We start from the raw sequence: 15,938 nt of genomic DNA, 5'->3' as shown, positions 1-15,938 counted from the left end.
CGTTCACCGCTGCTCAATCATCCTCATGCAGGCGAATACCGCGCCTATGAAGCAGATGAGGCACCACCAGCACCAGCAACGTCAGCCCCAGAAACGTGGCCGAAATGGGTTCGGTCAGGAATACCATCCAGTCGCCCTGGCTGATGGATAACGCGTTGCGCAGTTGTTTCTCCGCCATCGGCCCCAGCAGCATGCCGACGATGACAGGCGCAACGGGAAAATCGAAACGCCGCATCAGCACGCCGGCCCAACCGATCGCCAGCATCAGCATCAGGTCGAACGAGGAATGGCGCATGCCGTACACGCCAATGGAGGCAAACACGAGAATGCCCGCGTTGAGGTACGGCCGCGGGATCTGCAGCAGCTTCACCCAAAGCCCCACCAGCGGCAGGTTGAGCACCAGCAGGATCAGGTTGCCGATGTACAGCGATGCCACCAGCGTCCAGACCAACTCACCCGATGTCTGGAACAGCATGGGACCCGGTTGCAGGTTGTAGTTCTGAAAGGCCGCCAACAGTATCGCCGCCGTGGCCGAAGTGGGAATGCCAAGGGTCAGCAGCGGTACCAGGGAACCTGTGGCGCTGGCGTTATTGGCCGCTTCCGGGCCGGCCACGCCTTCGATGGCGCCCTTGCCCTTGCTGGCGGCGAATTCTTCCGGGTGCTTGCTCAACTTGCGCTCGGCCGAATAGGACAGGAAGGTCGGGATCTCGGCGCCGCCGGCCGGGATGGAGCCGAAGGGAAAACCGATCATCGTTCCGCGTATCCAGGCGGGAACGGAGCGTTTCCAGTCGGCACGGGTCATCCACAACGAGGTCATCCGATGCCGCCCGGTCGTTTCTTCCCCTTGGTAGAGCAGGCTGTACAACGCCTCGGCGACGGCAAACAAACCAACGGCCACCAGCACCACTTCAATGCCATCCACCAGCTCGGGCACGCCCAGGGTGTAGCGGGCGATGCCTGAGGTGGAGTCCAGGCCGATCAGGCCAATGGTCAAGCCGATGCCCAGGGAAGCGAAGCCGCGCAACATGGACGCGCCCAGGACCGCCGACACCGTGGTGAATGACAGCACCAGGATGGCAAAGTACTCAGCCGGCCCGAACCTGAGGGCCAGCGTCGCGACGAGGGGCGCGAACAGCGTCAGCAAGAGGGTGGCGACCGTGCCGGCCACGAACGAGCCGATGGCGGCCGTCGCCAGGGCAGGCCCCGCGCGGCCGTTGCGGGCCATGAGGTTGCCTTCCAGGGCCGTGATCATCGACGACGACTCGCCCGGCGTATTGAGCAGGATGGAGGTGGTCGAGCCGCCGAATTGGGCGCCGTAATAGATCCCGGCGAACATGATCAGGGCACCGGTCGGGTCGACCTTGGCGGTGATCGGCAACAGCAACGCCACCGTCAATGCCGGTCCGATCCCCGGTAACACACCAATGGCGGTGCCGAGCAAACAACCGATGAAACCCCATAGCAGGTTGATCGGATCCAGCGCCGAAGCAAAACCCGAAGCCAGGTTCAAGAGAATGTCCACTGCATGATCTCCTTCGACCCAAATCAGATCCAGGCATTGATCAGGGGCGGCAAAGCGACCCCCAACCCGGCATTGAACAGCCAGTAGATCGGTAGCGTCAGGGCTATGCCGATGGCGAGGTCACGCAGGGGATGGCGGCTGCCGAACCCGCGTGCCGAGCAGGCGAACAGCAGCGCCGCGGCCAAGACGAACCCGATGACATTGATCAGCAGGGCGATCGCCACAATGCCGGCGGTTACCCAGGCCGCTCCCGACTTTCCGTTGGCCTGCAGGTTGGAGGCCTGAAGATCCCGCGACAGCTCACGAAAACCGCCCGTCATCGCCTGGTAGCTCAGCACCACGCCCACCCCGGCCAGGAACACGGCCACGGCGCAGGGATAGACGTGAGCCCCCAGAATGACGAAACCCATTTCGGGGGGAAAGCGGAAGGCGCCAATCGCAAGGACCAGACCGATGGCGATCACGCCGACGCCGATGGCCAATTGGATTGGCACTATTGCGTTCGGGCGGGCCATGTCAGAGCAATCCGACCTTCACCAGCATGGCCCGCAGGCGCGCATGCTCCTCATCGACGAATTTGCCGAACTCGTCACCGGTCAGGATGACCTGTGTCCAGGCGTTGGCCTTGATGTTCTCCTGCCAGACCTTGCTATGGGTGGCGGCCAGTACGGCGTCGGTGACTTGCTGGCGTTGTTCCGGCGTGAGATTCGCCGCGCCGTAAACGCCACGCCAGTTGCCGATGGTGACGTCATAGCCACTTTCCTTGAGGGTCGGCGCGTCGATGCCTTCGACACGGTTGGGGGCACCGATGGCCAAAAGGCGGAACTGTTTGGATTGCACATACTTGGCCAGCTCGGCATAGCCCCCGGTGATCACGGTGATGTGTCCACCCAGGGTCGCGGCGACGACTTCGCCGCCCCCGGCATAGGCGACGTAGTTCACCTGATTGACCGGAATATCCATCTTGCTCGCCAGATCAGCGATGCCGATGTGATCGATCGAACCCTTCGAGCCACCGCCCCACTTGATACTGGAAGGCTTGGCCTTGAAGTCTTTCAACAAGTCATCCAGGTTCTTGTAGGGCGAATCCTGGCGGACGGCAAGCACGTTGTATTCGGTGAACAGCCGGGCGATGGGGGTCACATCCTTCAAGGTGATCTGCGGTTTGTTCTGCTCCACCGCCGTGACCATGATCGCGCCTACCACCAGCAGTGCGTTGGGATCGCCCTTGGTGCTGTTGGCAAATTGCGCCAGGCCCAACGTACCCCCGGCACCCCCCTTGTTCTCGAACGTGACGGACTTGGCCGCCTCGGCCTCGACCAGCGCCTTGCCCAGGATCCGCGCGGTCTGGTCGTAGCCTCCGCCCACGGAGCCAGGGGCCATGAATTTCACGGTGTCCAGGGCGAGGGCGGGGAGTGCGAGTGTGGCAGCGCCCAGGGCTGCGGCGAGAGCGATGCAACGGCTGAAGGGGTGGGTTTTCGTGAGCATGAGGTTTCTCCCGCGATTATTGTTTTTGTCGGTACCGGTTGATCCAGCCTAGCAGTGCCGCGGGATTTTGGGAGAAACACAGGGTGGCTGCTGTCGGTGAGGATTGACCCTGTGGAAGCAAAGCTTGCTCACGATGGTGGCGGTCCATACAGCTTTGAGGAATCAGACTCACCGCTATCGCGAGCAAGCTTTGCTCTCACGGATCTATTTATTCACACCATCGCCAGCCGCTGCTTGCCCTGGGGCTGCGGGAAGATCAGGTCGAGGGCGGCGAGGTCCTGGGGGGCGAGCTTGAGATTCGCCGCTTCGGCGTTCAAGCGTACGTGTTCCGGTTGTACGGCTTTAGGGATGGCGATGACGTTGTCCTGGCGCAGCAACCAGGCCAATGCGATCTGCGCGGGTGTAGCCCGGTGGCGCTCGGCGATCTGGCTCAGGGTTTGATCCTTGAGCAGATGCCCGCCCTGGCCGACCGGGCAGTAGGCCATGACCGGCAGGGAGCGTTGCTGGCACCAGGGCAGCAGGTCGAATTCGATACCTCGCTCCTGCAGGTTGTACAGCACCTGATTGGTGGCGCAGGCAGGGGAAGCCAGTTCTTCAAGGTCGGCGACATCGAAGTTCGAGACGCCCCAGCGGCCGATCTTGCCTTCTTCGCGCAGGCGTTCGAAGGCCTCGACGGTTTCTTCCAGTGGGTATTGGCCGCGCCAATGCAGCAAGTAGAGGTCGATGTAGTCGGTATCCAGTCGCCGCAGGCTGCGTTCGCAGGCTTGCGGGATGCCCTTGCGGCTGGCGTTGTGGGGATAGACCTTGCTCACCAGAAACACCTGGTCTCTCAGGCCGGTGATCGCTTCGCCGACCACTGCCTCGGCACCGCCCTCGGCGTACATCTCCGCCGTGTCGATCAGGGTCATGCCCAGTTCGATGCCCAGGCGCAGGGCCGCGACTTCTTTTTTTTGCTGGGATGGCTCTTCCCCGATGCGCCAGGTGCCCTGGCCGATTACCGGTACGGACATGCCTGCCAATTCGAGTGTGTTCATGCCTGCCTCCTGTGTGCTTGAACCTCAGACGTGTGGCAGCAGGATAGACCAAGTGTTCAAAGCCGATTATCGGTGGGTGCGAGCAGGCTCGCTCCCACAAGGTGGCGGCTTGCGCCGGATCCTGCGGGAGCGATCAGGTTTACTTCGCCGAGAACTTCAAGACCATGGTCTGGGTATAGGTCTGGCCTGGATCAAGCCGTGTGGAAGGGAACGCCGGCTGGTTGGGCGAGTCGGGAAAGTGTTGGGTTTCCAGGGTAAACGCGCCCCAGTGCGGATAGGCCTTGCCTTGCTTGCCCTTGACCGTGCCATCGAGGAAGTTGCTGGTGTAGAACTGCACGCCAGGCTCCGTCGTGAAGAGTTCCAGACGCCGTCCCGACTGCGGGTCGTAGACATCGGCGGCCGGTTTGCTTACGTCACCCTTGGCATCGAGGACCCAGTTGAAATCGAAACCACCCTGTTTCGGTTCGGCGAACTTGAGCTGGGGATGGTCAGCCTTGATATGGGTGCCGATGGCAGTCGGTTTGGTGAAGTCCATCGGGGTGCCCGCCACGGGTGCCAGTTCCCCGGTGGGGATCAGCTTGCCGGTGACCGGCGTGTAGCGGGCGGCATGAAGTGTCGCCACCTGCTTCAGGATGTCGCCATTTCCGGCGCCGGCGAGGTTGAAGTAGCTGTGGTTGGTCAGGTTCAGCACCGTAGGCTTGTCGGTGGTGGCCTTGTATTCAATGCGTAACTCGTTCTGTTCGTTGAGGCTGTAGGTGACGTCGGTTTTCAGTGCACCGGGAAAACCCATCTCACCGTCGGCCGACAGGTAGGTCAGGGTCACGCCCACCGAGTCCTTGCCGTCATGGGGCACCGCCTTCCATACGCGTTTGTCGAAGCCTTGCGGTCCGCCATGCAGGGAGTTGCCATGGTCGTTCTGCGGTACCTGGTAACGCTTGCCGTCCAGCTCGAATGCACCGTCGGCCAAGCGATTGCCGAAGCGGCCGATGGTGGCGCCGAAATACACGTTGCCGTTCTTTTGATAACCCTGGACATCATCGAAACCGAGCACCACGTCGGCGGTCTTGCCATGTTTGTCCGGCACGATCAGTGACTGGAGTATCCCGCCGTAGGTAATGACGGTGGCCTCCATGCCGTGACTGTTACGCAGGACATATTTCTCCACCGGCGTGCCGTCGTCGGTCTTGCCGAATGCGCCGTGTTCGTTGGTCAGGCCGGCGGCCTGGGAGGCGGGGGTGGCGATCATCAGAGACACTCCGAGGGCCGTGAGCAGCTGTCTGGATTCAAGCATGGTGTGACCTTCCTGTGGTTTTGTTGTTGTTTTGAACGCGCGTCGAGTCCGTTACTGGTCGGACAGCGCTGAAGGTTTTTCTGTTCAGTAGTCTTTCTATTTGTGTGGATCGAAACGATTTATAGCTATAAATCGAGAATTTTCAACTAAAAAGTCAGACTAATTGGATGTCGCGAGTCATGTCCCGGCAGGAGCCCCCTCGCCGGGCACTGCACTTTTATGATTTTTGCCGCTCTATCCATGGCCAGGAAGCGGCGAGCCCCACCGCCTCCCCATGCTCAGATCGAGAGTCGATGGCCGATGTTTTTTATCCCTTGAGGGAATTACGACGTTGCGGTCCGGTGCTATCGGCCGTCGTCCTCATGTTGCTCAGTGGCGGTTGCACTCATCAGCAGGGCCAGGACATGGTCACGCAGTTCAGCAACACCAAGCCCCAGGAGTTTCTGCAGACCAGTGTCGACCGCATGGCCACGCTGTCGATGCATGACAACCTGCAGAGCCTTTATCTGCTGATGAACAAGTTGTACCTGCGCAATCCCGAAGAACTGCGCAAGTCGGGCTTCCTCGATGCGCGCAGCGCTGAAAAGCAGGTGCGCATGGCGATCGAGCAACAGCAGCCTCTGCCGACCCTGGGTGGAAAAAAGGATCTTGCAGCGTTGAGTTATGCCATGAGCCCGGAATTTCTCGGCGACCGGGTGGGTGCCTTTATCTACGCCATCGGCAGCATGCTGGTCACGGCCCATGGCAACCGGCTCGAGTTCTACATGACCGACACCATCGACCCGCGCTTTGTCAGCAACGCGGCGCGCAATATTGAGAAGGCCACCTGGCTGCTAAGCCAGCGACAGGATAAGGACGGCAAGCCATTGCTGTTCTCCAATGAGATTTCGGAAGAGGGCAGTAACCTGAGCTTCGCCGTCGAGTTCGGCAAAATCGTTGCGCGGTTGGACCTGCTGACACAGATGCTGGATGAGCGTTACCGGCGGATCGGGTTGAACTATGCCCAGAGCCTGCTGTTTCTCAACTTCTTGCCTGTGCAATAGCTTAAAGCCGAAAAAGCATAAAGATAGATCACAATGATATAGGGGCGTTATAAGAAAAATCGCTATGCTCGCGGCCAGTTTTTTCCTTGCGGTTGCGCTGAGACGGGTTTGATGGATTTCGGTAATGTCGGTTTAGTCGTAGCGGGCCTGGTGGTCGGTTTCATTGTCGGAATGACCGGCGTCGGCGGTGGTTCGCTGATGACACCCATTCTGTTGTGGTTCGGCATCAATCCCGCGACGGCGGTAGGGACGGATCTACTGTATGCGGCTATTACCAAGTCCGGTGGCGTCCTGGTTCACGCCAGGAACCGCAATATCGATTGGGCTATCACGGGTTGGTTGACGTTGGGCAGTGTGCCAGCGGTCGGGCTGACGCTGTGGTTTCTCAGCAGCCTGCACAGTTCGCCCGACGCCATGAACGCTGTCATCAAGCAGGCTCTGGGTTTCGTGCTGTTTGCCACGGCACTGGCGATCCTGTTCAAGAAACGCCTGCTGCAATTTGCCCACGACCGCGCCGGCGGACACTACAACCCCACGGGCTCGCGACTCAACCTGCTGACCGTTGTCACCGGCCTGGTGTTGGGGACGATGGTTGCACTGACGTCCATCGGCGCCGGCGCCCTGGGCACCGTCGCCTTGTTCATCCTCTATCCGTTTCTCCTGACCAGGCGCCTGGTGGGGACGGAAATCGCCCACGCCGTGCCACTGACCCTGGTTGCCGGCCTGGGTCACGCCAGCATGGGCAACATGGACTGGCACATCCTTGGCTTCCTGCTGGTCGGCTCGTTGCCGGGTATCTACCTGGGCAGTCACTTGTCGGGCCGCATCTCCGATGACCTGCTGCGCCCGTGTCTGGCGGTGATGCTGGCGATGATCGGGTTCAAGTTGGCGTTCTGATAGATCCACAAGGTTTCAGTGATCATGTGGGAGCGGGCTTGCTCGCGAATGCGGTGTGTCAGTTGGCGCAGATGTCACTGACGCGCCGCATTCGCGAGCAAGCCCGCTCCCACAGGAATTCGTCTCAGGCTCTGCATTGCAATTGCCTTCTCGCGCCCCGGTTGCGCAATGAATCTGCTGGCCTAAGCTTCAAGGCAGACAGGCGCAGTATCGGGCGACTCTCTCGCGGAACATTCGCCGCCCTGTGCAATCAGTACAGCGTGAATACCAAAAGGAGAGGCGCATGCTCATTCGGTCATTGACCTTCGCTACCTTGCTGGCCGTCGCCGGCCCCTTGTTCGCTGCCGATGGCGACTCCCCTTTGTTGGCGGAGGCAGGCAAGTCCCGCCCGTTGATCGTCATCGCCCCCAGCACTGTCGACCCGACCTGGGTCAGCCTGAAAAAGGCCCTGGAAGAGCCAACGGGCAAGCAAGGCTTTTCCGAACGCAACATGGTGCTTTTCACCGTGCTCAACACGATAGGGCAGCGAGACGGTAAAGATCTGGATCCGCAGAGCACCATGGCGTTGATCCGTTCACTCAAATTGGGTGCCGGTGCCCAGACCAAGATCATTCTGGTGGGCAAGGACGGGGAAAAGAAGCTTGAACATTCCGGGGCCATTGCACTGAAAGACATTTTCGACACCGTCGATAAATTGCCGGCAGCCGAAAAAGAAGCCACTCCTCCAGCCCCGCCACCCGCGCCGGAACCCGCACCGACCAAGGATGCGAAGGGGGCCAAGCCCGGCAAGGCAGGCAAACCCGCAAAATCGACGGAGCCACCGAAGCCGTTGGATGACTGAGCAGTGGGAGCAAGGCTGTGAGAGGCGGTCTGTGGGAGCAAGGCTTGCCCGCGATGCAAACACCGCGGTCGATCAGGCATTGCGCGTCGATGCCATCGCCGGCAAGCCTTGCTCCTACAGCCTTGCTCCTATTTCTCCGCCAACGCCGTCAGGATCCGGTATGCCACTTTCACCCGTTCCTCGATCGGGTAGTTCTTGTTCGCCAATAGCACGATGCCCATGTTTTGCGCAGGCACGAACGCCACGTAGGCGCCAAACCCGCCCGTCGACCCGGTCTTGTTGATCCAGGCATTGTCCGGCGCCGGGCGAGGTGGATCGAGGGGGGCTGCCTTCTGTGGCATGAGCGCCATCTGTGGCGAGTTGCCAGCCAGCAGCGCTTCCAGGCTGATCGGGTAAGGGTAGAACTCCCAGCCCAGCCCCTGGGTCATTTCGCCGACCTGATAGAACCCGGTGTGAGTGGTGGCGATGGCCTGGCGCAGGTGGGTGTCCAGTTTTTCAGGATGCAGATTGGCCTCGACAAAACGAATCAGGTCCGACGAACTGGTTTTTACGCCATAGGCTTCGGCGTCCAATGCGCCGGGACCGACCCGGACGGGTTTGCCGTCCTTGGCATAGCCTTGGGCATATCGGCTCGACTGCTCCGACGGCACATTCAGATAACTGTGCTTGAGACCCAGCCCCGGCATCACCACGTTTTCCATCGCCTCGTCGAACGGCCGATCCAGGCTGCGGGCCGCCAGGTAGCCGAACAGGCCGATGCTCGGATTCGAGTAGAGCCGTTGGGTGCCGGTCGGGTAGAGCGGTTTCCAGGCCTTGAAATAATCGAACATCCGCTGCGGGTGGTCGGCCTCATCGGGGAACTGCAACGGCAGCCCACCTGGGGTATAGGTGGCGAGGTTGAGCAGGGGAATGGCGTCCAGGGCGCTGCCTTGCAACTCGGGGGCATAACGGCCGGCCGGGTCCGAGAGGGAGAGCTTGCCTTGGGCCAGGGCATAGGCGCCGAGGGTTGCGGTGAAGGTTTTGCTGACCGAGCCGATCTCGAAGAGGGTCTGGTCGGTGACAGGGTTTTTCGTATCCTTCGACGCGACACCGTAGTTGAAATAACGAGGTTGGCCACCCACCGTGACCGCGACGGCCATGCCAGCGATGTCCTGTTGTTTCATCAAGGGTCGGATCGCCGCGTCGACCGTGTCCTGGATAGGGTCCTGGGCAAAGCCCTGCGGCATTCCACACAGCAGGACGAAAGCGCCTGCCAGTAGCGATTTGGCAATGTACATGTCTGACCGTTCTCCGTGGATCGGTGCACCGAAGGGGTGGTCAATCTAGGCACTTTTCAATGAGCAGGCAACGGGAGGTCATTCACGCCGGGCCTGGTTCCGAGTCCTCCGACGGTGTTGCCAGAGCGTTCCTACAGCGGGTACGAGTCGCCCAGGCGTATCGGGCATCGTACGGCAGTCACCACAAACCTGCGGCCGGCGGGTAAACTCTCGTTCTTTCCAGAGGAGATCACATGAGTTACTACCAGCCCGGCATTCTCGCCACCCCTGTCCCGCCTCAGGCCCGTCATTTGTTTTTCGCCCTGGAATCGGTCGAGGCGCTGCCGGCTGCGATCGATAGATTGTCGCTGCAACTGGACGGTCGTGCGGTAGTCGGTTTTGGGGAGTCGCTGGTTCAGGCGCTGGGTGCGCAAATTGAAGGCCTGCGGGCATTTCCTGCCTTGGCCGGCGTGGGGGTTGATAACCCGTCGACCCAACATGCGCTGTGGTGCTGGCTGCACGGCGAAGACCGTGGCGAACTGCTGCACCGTAGCCGCGCCATCGAGGCGGCGCTGGCGCCGGCGTTGCGCCTGGTGCAAATGAATGAAACCTTCCGCCACATGACCGGCCACGACCTGACGGGCTACGAAGACGGCACCGAAAACCCCCACGACGAAGCTGCCATCGCTGCAGCCCTGGCCCAGGGTAACGACGGGCTTCGCGGAGGCAGCTTCGCGGCGATCCAGCAGTGGCAGCACGATCTGGACGGGTTTGCCGCGATGCAGCCCCATGAGCGCGACAACATCATGGGCCGGCGCCTGAGCGACAACGAAGAACTCGACGACGCACCGGAGTCGGCTCACGTCAAACGCACCGCCCAGGAAAGCTTCGCCCCGCAGGCCTTCGTTGTGCGCCGCTCCATGCCATGGATCGAAGGCGACCGTGCTGGCCTGATGTTCCTGGCCTTCGGCTTCTCCCTCGATGCCTTCGAAGCCCAACTGCGGCGCATGAGCGGCCTGGAGGACGGCATCACCGACGGGCTGTATCGCATGAGTCGGCCGATCACCGGTGGTTACTACTGGTGCCCGCCACTGTTGGACGGACGGCTGGATCTGCGGGCCCTGGCCCGTTAAGCGCAGCGGTTTGTGCAAAGCGCGGCGTGAACGCTATTCTTGGCCCGGACGTCTATCCGGGGAACGGGAGAAGCAATCGTGGATAAAGTCATTGTCATCACCGGGGGCGGCCGAGGCATCGGAGCCGCCACGGCGCTGCTGGCTGCCGAGCAGGGGTATCGGATCTGCATCAACTACCAGTCCGACGAGAACGCCGCGCATGATGTGCTCGAACAGGTCCGCGCCAAGGGCGCCCAGGCGATCGCCGTGCGGGCCGACGTCAGCATCGAGGACGAGGTGGTCGGCCTGTTCCATCGGGTGGACGCTGAACTGGGGCGCGTGACGGCCCTGGTGAACAATGCCGGGACGGTGGCCCACAAGTCCCGGCTCGACGAAATGTCCGAATTCCGCATTCTGAAAATCATGAAAACCAATGTGCTGGGGCCGATTCTCTGCGCCAAGCATGCGGTGTTGCGCATGTCACCCAGGCATGGCGGGCAGGGCGGCAGCATCGTCAATGTCTCTTCGGTGGCGGCGCGCCTGGGGTCGCCGAACGAATACGTCGATTACGCCGCATCCAAGGGCGCATTGGATACGTTCACCATCGGCCTGTCCAAGGAAGTGGCCGGCGAAGGTATCCGCGTCAACGCGGTGCGTCCGGGTTACATCTACACCGATTTCCACGCCCTGAGTGGTGATCCTGACCGGGTCAGCAAGTTGGAGTCGGCCATTCCCATGGCCCGGGGTGGTCGTCCGGACGAAGTGGCCGAAGCGATCATTTGGTTGCTGTCGGACAAGGCGTCGTATGCGACCGGGACGTTCGTGGAGCTGGGTGGGGGGCGTTGAGATCTAGGTTGTCTGGTCTGGCCTCATCGCGAGCAGGCTCGCTCCCACACTGGACCGCGTGCAACCGCAAATTCATTGTCGAAACGATTCAAATGTGGGAGCGAGCCTGCTCGCGATGAGGCCGGCACAGGCAACCCAATATCAAAATGAGCGAATAATCCGCCCCAACGTCTCCATGGCCTTCTCCGACGCTTCTGTCCACGGGCTGCCATAGTTCAACCGGATGCAGTTCCTGAACCGCCGGGTCGGTGAAAAGATCGGGCCCGGCGCGATGCTGATGCCCTGGGCGAGGGCCATCTGGAACAGTTTCAGAGAGTCCATCTGCTCCGGCAATTCCAACCACAGAAAATAGCCGCCCGCCGGCTGGCTGACGCGGGTCTGGGCCGGGAAGTGGCGGGCGATGGCGGCGAGCATCGCGCTCTGCTGTTCCTCCAGGGCGTAGCGCAGTTTGCGCAGATGCCGGTCGTAGCCGCCGTGTTGCAAATAGTCGGCGATGGCGGCCTGGGCGGGCATCGAGGCGCACAGTGACGTCATGAGCTTCAATCGCTCGATCTTGCGGGCATAGCGACCGGCGGCGACCCAGCCGATGCGGTAGCCTGGCGCCAGGCTCTTGGCAAACGAACCGCAATGCATCACCAACCCTTCGGTGTCGAATGCCTTGGCCGGTTTTGGAGCCTGCTGGCCGTAATAGAGTTCGGCGTAGACGTCGTCCTCGATCAAGGGCACCTGATGACGACTCAGCAACGCCACCAGCGCCTTTTTCCGCTCCTCGGGCATGGTCGCGCCCATGGGGTTCTGGAAACTGGTCATGCACCAGCAGGCCTTGATCGGATGGCGCTCCAGCGTCTGTTCCAATACATCAAGATCGATACCGTCGCGCGGATGCACGGGGATTTCCACGGCCTTGAGCTTGAGCCGCTCCAGCACCTGCAGGCTGGCGTAGAACGCCGGCGCCTCGATGGCCACCAGGTCGCCGGGCTCGGTCACGGCTTGCAGGCACAGGTTCAAGGCTTCCAGGGCGCCGTTGGTGACCAACAATTCCTCCATGGGCAGCATCAGCCCGCCGACCATGTAGCGCAGGGCGATCTGCCGGCGCAGTTGCGGATTGCCAGGCGACATGTCGGTGACCACCACCCGCGGGTCCATGTCCCGCGTGGCGCTAGACAGCGAGCGGGACAGGCGTTGCAGCGGGAACAACGTCGGGCTGGGAAACGCCGAACCAAAGGGGACGGTCGCGGGGTCCTTGATCGACTCCAGTACGGAAAACACCAGCTCGCTGACGTCGACTTCGGTGGATTCGTGCACCTGGCTGCTGATCACCGGCTCGGAAAACGGACTCGGCGCATGGTGGTTGACGAAGTAGCCGGAGCGCGGCCGGGCCCGGATCAGCCCGCGTCGTTCCAGCAGGTAGTAGGCCTGGAACACCGTGGAAGGACTGACGCCATAGGTCTGGCTGGCATAACGCACCGACGGCACGCGCTGTCCCGGCCCCAGCATGCCGGAGCGGATCAGTTCTGCGATGTCGTCGGCGAATTTTTCGTAGCGCTTCATGGCGGGTCCGGTCTTGTACGGTTCAGGGTAGTGCGTGGCTTGCGCACCAATTGTGGGAGCGGGCTTGCTCGCGAATGGCGGTACATTCAGCATTGGTACAACCTGGCACACCGATTTCGCGAGCAAGCCCGCTCCCACAGACAATGGCTTGGCATCTTAAAGCTTCACCGATTCATCGGCGCTACAAAACGGCTCTTGGCCACGCTGTAGATCTCGGGCTCGTCACTGTCGACCACCTTGAAAGTCATCTCCTGCGAGCCGCTGCGGGGCCTTTCGCTGAGCATCGCCACCGACACCGGCACGTCGACGATCTCCCCTGGCGCCAGGCTCAGTTGCGTCTTGCCCTGCAGGACGAAGCCGTCGCCGTCCACCAGGGACAGGTGGTAATCCTGGCGCTGCTGGGTCTTGTTGATGATCTTCAGGCTGTAGATGTTCTCGATCAGCCCCTGGCTGTTTTCGCGGAACAGGCCGCGGTCCTTGCTGACGTCCAGCGAAACCATGGGCCGCTGCACCAGCGCTATCGCCAGCGCCGCGATCATCACCAACAGCACGGCGGTATAGCCGATCAGCCGGGGCCGCAGCAGATGCGTCTTGCCCCCTTGCAACTGATGCTCGGAGGTGTATTTGATCAAGCCACGGGCGTAGCCCATCTTGTCCATGATCGAATCGCAGGCGTCGATGCACGCCGCGCAACCGATGCATTCCATCTGCAGGCCGTCGCGGATGTCGATGCCGGTGGGGCAGACCTGCACGCACATCTGGCAGTCGATGCAATCGCCCAGGCCGATATTGGCCGGGTTTACCTCGCGTTTGCGCGGGCCGCGGATCTCGCCACGGGCGGCGTCATAGGAAATGGTCAGCGTGTCCTTGTCGAACATCACGCTCTGGAACCGTGCGTAGGGGCACATGTGCATGCACACCGCCTCACGCAACCAGCCGGCGTTGAGGTAGGTCGCGCCGGTGAAGAACAGCACCCAGAACAGGCTGATACCGGCTATTTGCAACGTCAGCAACGCTTCGGCCAGTGGCCGGATCGGGGTGAAATAGCCGACGAAGGTGAGGCCGGTGAGCAGGCTGATGCCCAGCCATAATGTGTGCTTGGCCGAGCGGCGCAGCAGCTTGTTCAGGCTCCAGGGCGCGGCTTGCAGCTTGATCCGCTGGTTACGATCTCCTTCGGTGATTTTTTCACACCACATGAAGATCCAGGTCCAACTGCTTTGCGGACAGGTGTAGCCGCACCACACCCGCCCGGCGAACACGGTGATCGCAAACAGGCCAAAGGCGGCGATGATCAACAGCCCCGACAGGAGGATGAAGTCCTGGGGCCAGAACGTCGCGCCGAAGATGTGGAATTTGCTTTCCGACAGATCCCAGAGCACCGCCTGGCGGCCGCCCCAGTTCAACCATACGGTGCCGAAGAACAGCAGGAACAGAAACCCGGCGCCGCTCATGCGCAAGGTGCGGAACAAACCGGTGAAGCTGCGGGTGTGGATCAGGTTATCGGTGCTCCGGGCCTTTATCTTGCCTGGAGTGGGGTCGAAGGTCTGTATCAACTGGACGGGGATTCGGTCGCTCATGGTCGGTCGCTCATCAGCCGTTATCTGGCCGGGGCACTATGACCACGAAACTGTTTGCATAACAGGCTCAGGTATTTCGATTAAAACCGGATCAGATGGCCTGTAGCCCAGGCCCTGCGACACTTTGATGCACCCTGATTGATCTGCTCGAGGCTGCCATCCTGTTTGCGCCTGCCACCCGGGTGCCAGGGAAGAAGGGCAGCCCCGCAGGGGGTCTCAAATAGCCGAACCGCTGTCGGTGGCCTTGAGGTTGCGGCGCCCATCGTTCGCTCCGGCTACAGTCAATGCGTCGACTTCGGCCTCGGTGAGGTAGATCCGTTTGCCGTTGAGGTCCACGGCTGACATGGCTTTATCGGCGTCGGTAATGATCGTCAGCTCGCTGGCGGAACACTCCAGCGTGCCGTCGGCTGTCTGGAATTCGCAGATGCCGTCAGTGATGTTCATAGTCATGGTGTCACTCCTTCACGTTGATAAGCGTTAGGTGTCGCCGGCAAGGCAGGGTTCGTTGCGTCGGATCAGCGGTCGGGCGCACCTCTGGCGTCGTTTGCGGTCCATCGTTCATGGACTGAAAGAGGAGGCACCTATGGAAACCTGGTGGCATCAGGTCTGGATCACTATGCAGTCGGAATTCGCCGATATCGGCGACACACAACAGATGACCCGGGTCACCGTGCGCCTGGTGATGGCCGCGCTGCTGGGCGGCATCCTGGGGTTCGAGCGAGAACACAAGGGCAAGGCCGCAGGCGTGCGCACCCATATGCTCGTTGCCCTGGGGGCTGCGCTGTTCGTATTGGTACCGCAGATGTCCGGTTCCCAGGCCGATGCGATGAGCCGGGTGATACAGGGCGTGGTGGCGGGCATCGGTTTTCTCGGCGCCGGCACTATCCTGAAAAACAATGAAGGCGACGAAGGCCAGGTAAAGGGCCTGACCACGGCCGCCGGCTTGTGGATGACTGCGGCCATCGGCGTGGCGGCGGGCCTGGGCAAGGAAGGAACGGCGGTATTGAGCACGGTGCTGGCACTGGCGATCTTCAGCGTGATGCCGGTGATTGTCCGGGCTCTGGAAAAGGAGCGGGACGACAAACCCTGATTTCATGGCCACTTGCACAGAACTGCTGGCGACGTGGCCTGCCAGCCGACCTTGACGGTGGCTGACAGTCCGTTGCCGCTAACGCCCCATGATGCTTATGAATGATGCCTCAAACCCGCTCCGGCGAATTCTCGTTCGGCGGGTCGCCCACGGGCGGCTGCGGGTCGAGGGGCGGGTCCTTTTCCGGTATGGGCTCCGGGTCGGGGCCAGGCGGTGGCAAAGTGGGGTCGTCGATGTTCGGATCAGGTGTTTCGGCCGGGATGGGAATATTCATCGGGACGGGTCTCCGTGAGGCATATGGCTTGAGTCGTGCTTATCCTTGTTGACCATCCGGGACCAGGTTCGATCCCCCCAGGTGTCCCGGGTAAATCTCGCTGAACTTTTGGTTGC

At 61.4% G+C, this 15,938-nt stretch carries 16 protein-coding genes; 6 read left to right on the top strand and 10 right to left on the bottom strand.

What is annotated here, in order from left to right; all coding sequences use genetic code 11:
- Positions 1-13 precede the first annotated feature (13 nt).
- The 5 genes from AD666_RS17340 to AD666_RS17320 all read right to left on the bottom strand — a co-directional run bounded on the left by AD666_RS17340 (position 14) and on the right by AD666_RS17320 (position 5,335).
- Positions 14-1,522, bottom strand: a complete 1,509-nt coding sequence (locus AD666_RS17340) for a tripartite tricarboxylate transporter permease (RefSeq protein ID WP_053154493.1) — start codon at positions 1,520-1,522, stop codon at positions 14-16.
- A 23-nt stretch (positions 1,523-1,545) separates the two neighbouring features.
- Positions 1,546-2,037: a tripartite tricarboxylate transporter TctB family protein gene (locus AD666_RS17335; RefSeq protein WP_053154490.1), complete on the bottom strand. Its 492-nt coding sequence runs from the start codon at positions 2,035-2,037 to the stop codon at positions 1,546-1,548.
- Between the two features lies 1 nt (position 2,038).
- Complete coding sequence (locus AD666_RS17330; protein ID WP_053154487.1) at positions 2,039-3,010, bottom strand: tripartite tricarboxylate transporter substrate binding protein; 972 nt, start codon at positions 3,008-3,010, stop codon at positions 2,039-2,041.
- 212 nt (positions 3,011-3,222) lie between these two features.
- Positions 3,223-4,044 (bottom strand): aldo/keto reductase, encoded by an 822-nt coding sequence (locus tag AD666_RS17325; protein WP_053154484.1) that lies wholly within the window; start codon positions 4,042-4,044, stop codon positions 3,223-3,225.
- Positions 4,045-4,183: 139 nt separating this feature from the next.
- Positions 4,184-5,335 (bottom strand): aldose epimerase family protein, encoded by a 1,152-nt coding sequence (locus AD666_RS17320; protein ID WP_053154481.1) that lies wholly within the window; start codon positions 5,333-5,335, stop codon positions 4,184-4,186.
- Between the two features lie 293 nt (positions 5,336-5,628).
- Here AD666_RS17320 and AD666_RS17315 point away from each other — a divergent pair, with 293 nt between their 5' ends.
- From AD666_RS17315 to AD666_RS17305, 3 genes are all read left to right on the top strand, one after another.
- Positions 5,629-6,378 carry a hypothetical protein gene (locus AD666_RS17315; RefSeq protein ID WP_053154479.1) on the top strand — a complete coding sequence of 250 codons (750 nt, stop codon included), beginning with the start codon at positions 5,629-5,631 and terminating at the stop codon, positions 6,376-6,378.
- 111 nt (positions 6,379-6,489) lie between these two features.
- On the top strand, positions 6,490-7,275 hold the full coding sequence (locus AD666_RS17310) for a sulfite exporter TauE/SafE family protein (RefSeq protein ID WP_053154475.1): 786 nt from the start codon (positions 6,490-6,492) through the stop codon (positions 7,273-7,275).
- Positions 7,276-7,558: 283 nt separating this feature from the next.
- Complete coding sequence (locus AD666_RS17305; protein WP_053154473.1) at positions 7,559-8,116, top strand: DUF4174 domain-containing protein; 558 nt, start codon at positions 7,559-7,561, stop codon at positions 8,114-8,116.
- Positions 8,117-8,244: 128 nt separating this feature from the next.
- Here AD666_RS17305 and ampC read toward each other — a convergent pair whose 3' ends face one another.
- Positions 8,245-9,393 carry a class C beta-lactamase gene (gene ampC, locus AD666_RS17300; protein WP_053154471.1) on the bottom strand — a complete coding sequence of 383 codons (1,149 nt, stop codon included), beginning with the start codon at positions 9,391-9,393 and terminating at the stop codon, positions 8,245-8,247.
- A 233-nt stretch (positions 9,394-9,626) separates the two neighbouring features.
- Here ampC and AD666_RS17295 point away from each other — a divergent pair, with 233 nt between their 5' ends.
- On the top strand, positions 9,627-10,505 hold the full coding sequence (locus AD666_RS17295; RefSeq protein ID WP_053154468.1) for a Dyp-type peroxidase: 879 nt from the start codon (positions 9,627-9,629) through the stop codon (positions 10,503-10,505).
- A gap of 78 nt (positions 10,506-10,583) precedes the next feature.
- Positions 10,584-11,330, top strand: a complete 747-nt coding sequence (locus tag AD666_RS17290; protein ID WP_053154465.1) for an SDR family oxidoreductase — start codon at positions 10,584-10,586, stop codon at positions 11,328-11,330.
- Between the two features lie 141 nt (positions 11,331-11,471).
- On the opposite strand, the gene mapR is transcribed toward AD666_RS17290, so the two are convergent.
- The 3 genes from mapR to AD666_RS17275 all read right to left on the bottom strand — a co-directional run bounded on the left by mapR (position 11,472) and on the right by AD666_RS17275 (position 14,908).
- Positions 11,472-12,881 carry a GntR family transcriptional regulator MpaR gene (mapR, locus tag AD666_RS17285; protein ID WP_053155375.1) on the bottom strand — a complete coding sequence of 470 codons (1,410 nt, stop codon included), beginning with the start codon at positions 12,879-12,881 and terminating at the stop codon, positions 11,472-11,474.
- A gap of 164 nt (positions 12,882-13,045) precedes the next feature.
- Complete coding sequence (gene ccoG / locus AD666_RS17280) at positions 13,046-14,458, bottom strand: cytochrome c oxidase accessory protein CcoG (RefSeq protein WP_053154462.1); 1,413 nt, start codon at positions 14,456-14,458, stop codon at positions 13,046-13,048.
- Positions 14,459-14,674: 216 nt separating this feature from the next.
- A complete protein-coding gene (locus AD666_RS17275; RefSeq protein WP_053154459.1) occupies positions 14,675-14,908 on the bottom strand; it encodes a DUF3203 family protein in 234 nt (77 codons plus the stop codon).
- 133 nt (positions 14,909-15,041) lie between these two features.
- Here AD666_RS17275 and AD666_RS17270 point away from each other — a divergent pair, with 133 nt between their 5' ends.
- Positions 15,042-15,548: an MgtC/SapB family protein gene (locus AD666_RS17270; protein WP_053154456.1), complete on the top strand. Its 507-nt coding sequence runs from the start codon at positions 15,042-15,044 to the stop codon at positions 15,546-15,548.
- A gap of 109 nt (positions 15,549-15,657) precedes the next feature.
- Here AD666_RS17270 and AD666_RS26645 read toward each other — a convergent pair whose 3' ends face one another.
- Positions 15,658-15,822: a hypothetical protein gene (locus tag AD666_RS26645; protein ID WP_165887612.1), complete on the bottom strand. Its 165-nt coding sequence runs from the start codon at positions 15,820-15,822 to the stop codon at positions 15,658-15,660.
- Positions 15,823-15,938 lie beyond the last annotated feature (116 nt).

This window comes from Pseudomonas sp. Pf153 (assembly GCF_001269775.1).
Taxonomy (GTDB): Bacteria; Pseudomonadota; Gammaproteobacteria; order Pseudomonadales; family Pseudomonadaceae; genus Aquipseudomonas; species Aquipseudomonas uvaldensis.
This window is presented reverse-complemented; position numbering and strand designations above follow the sequence as displayed.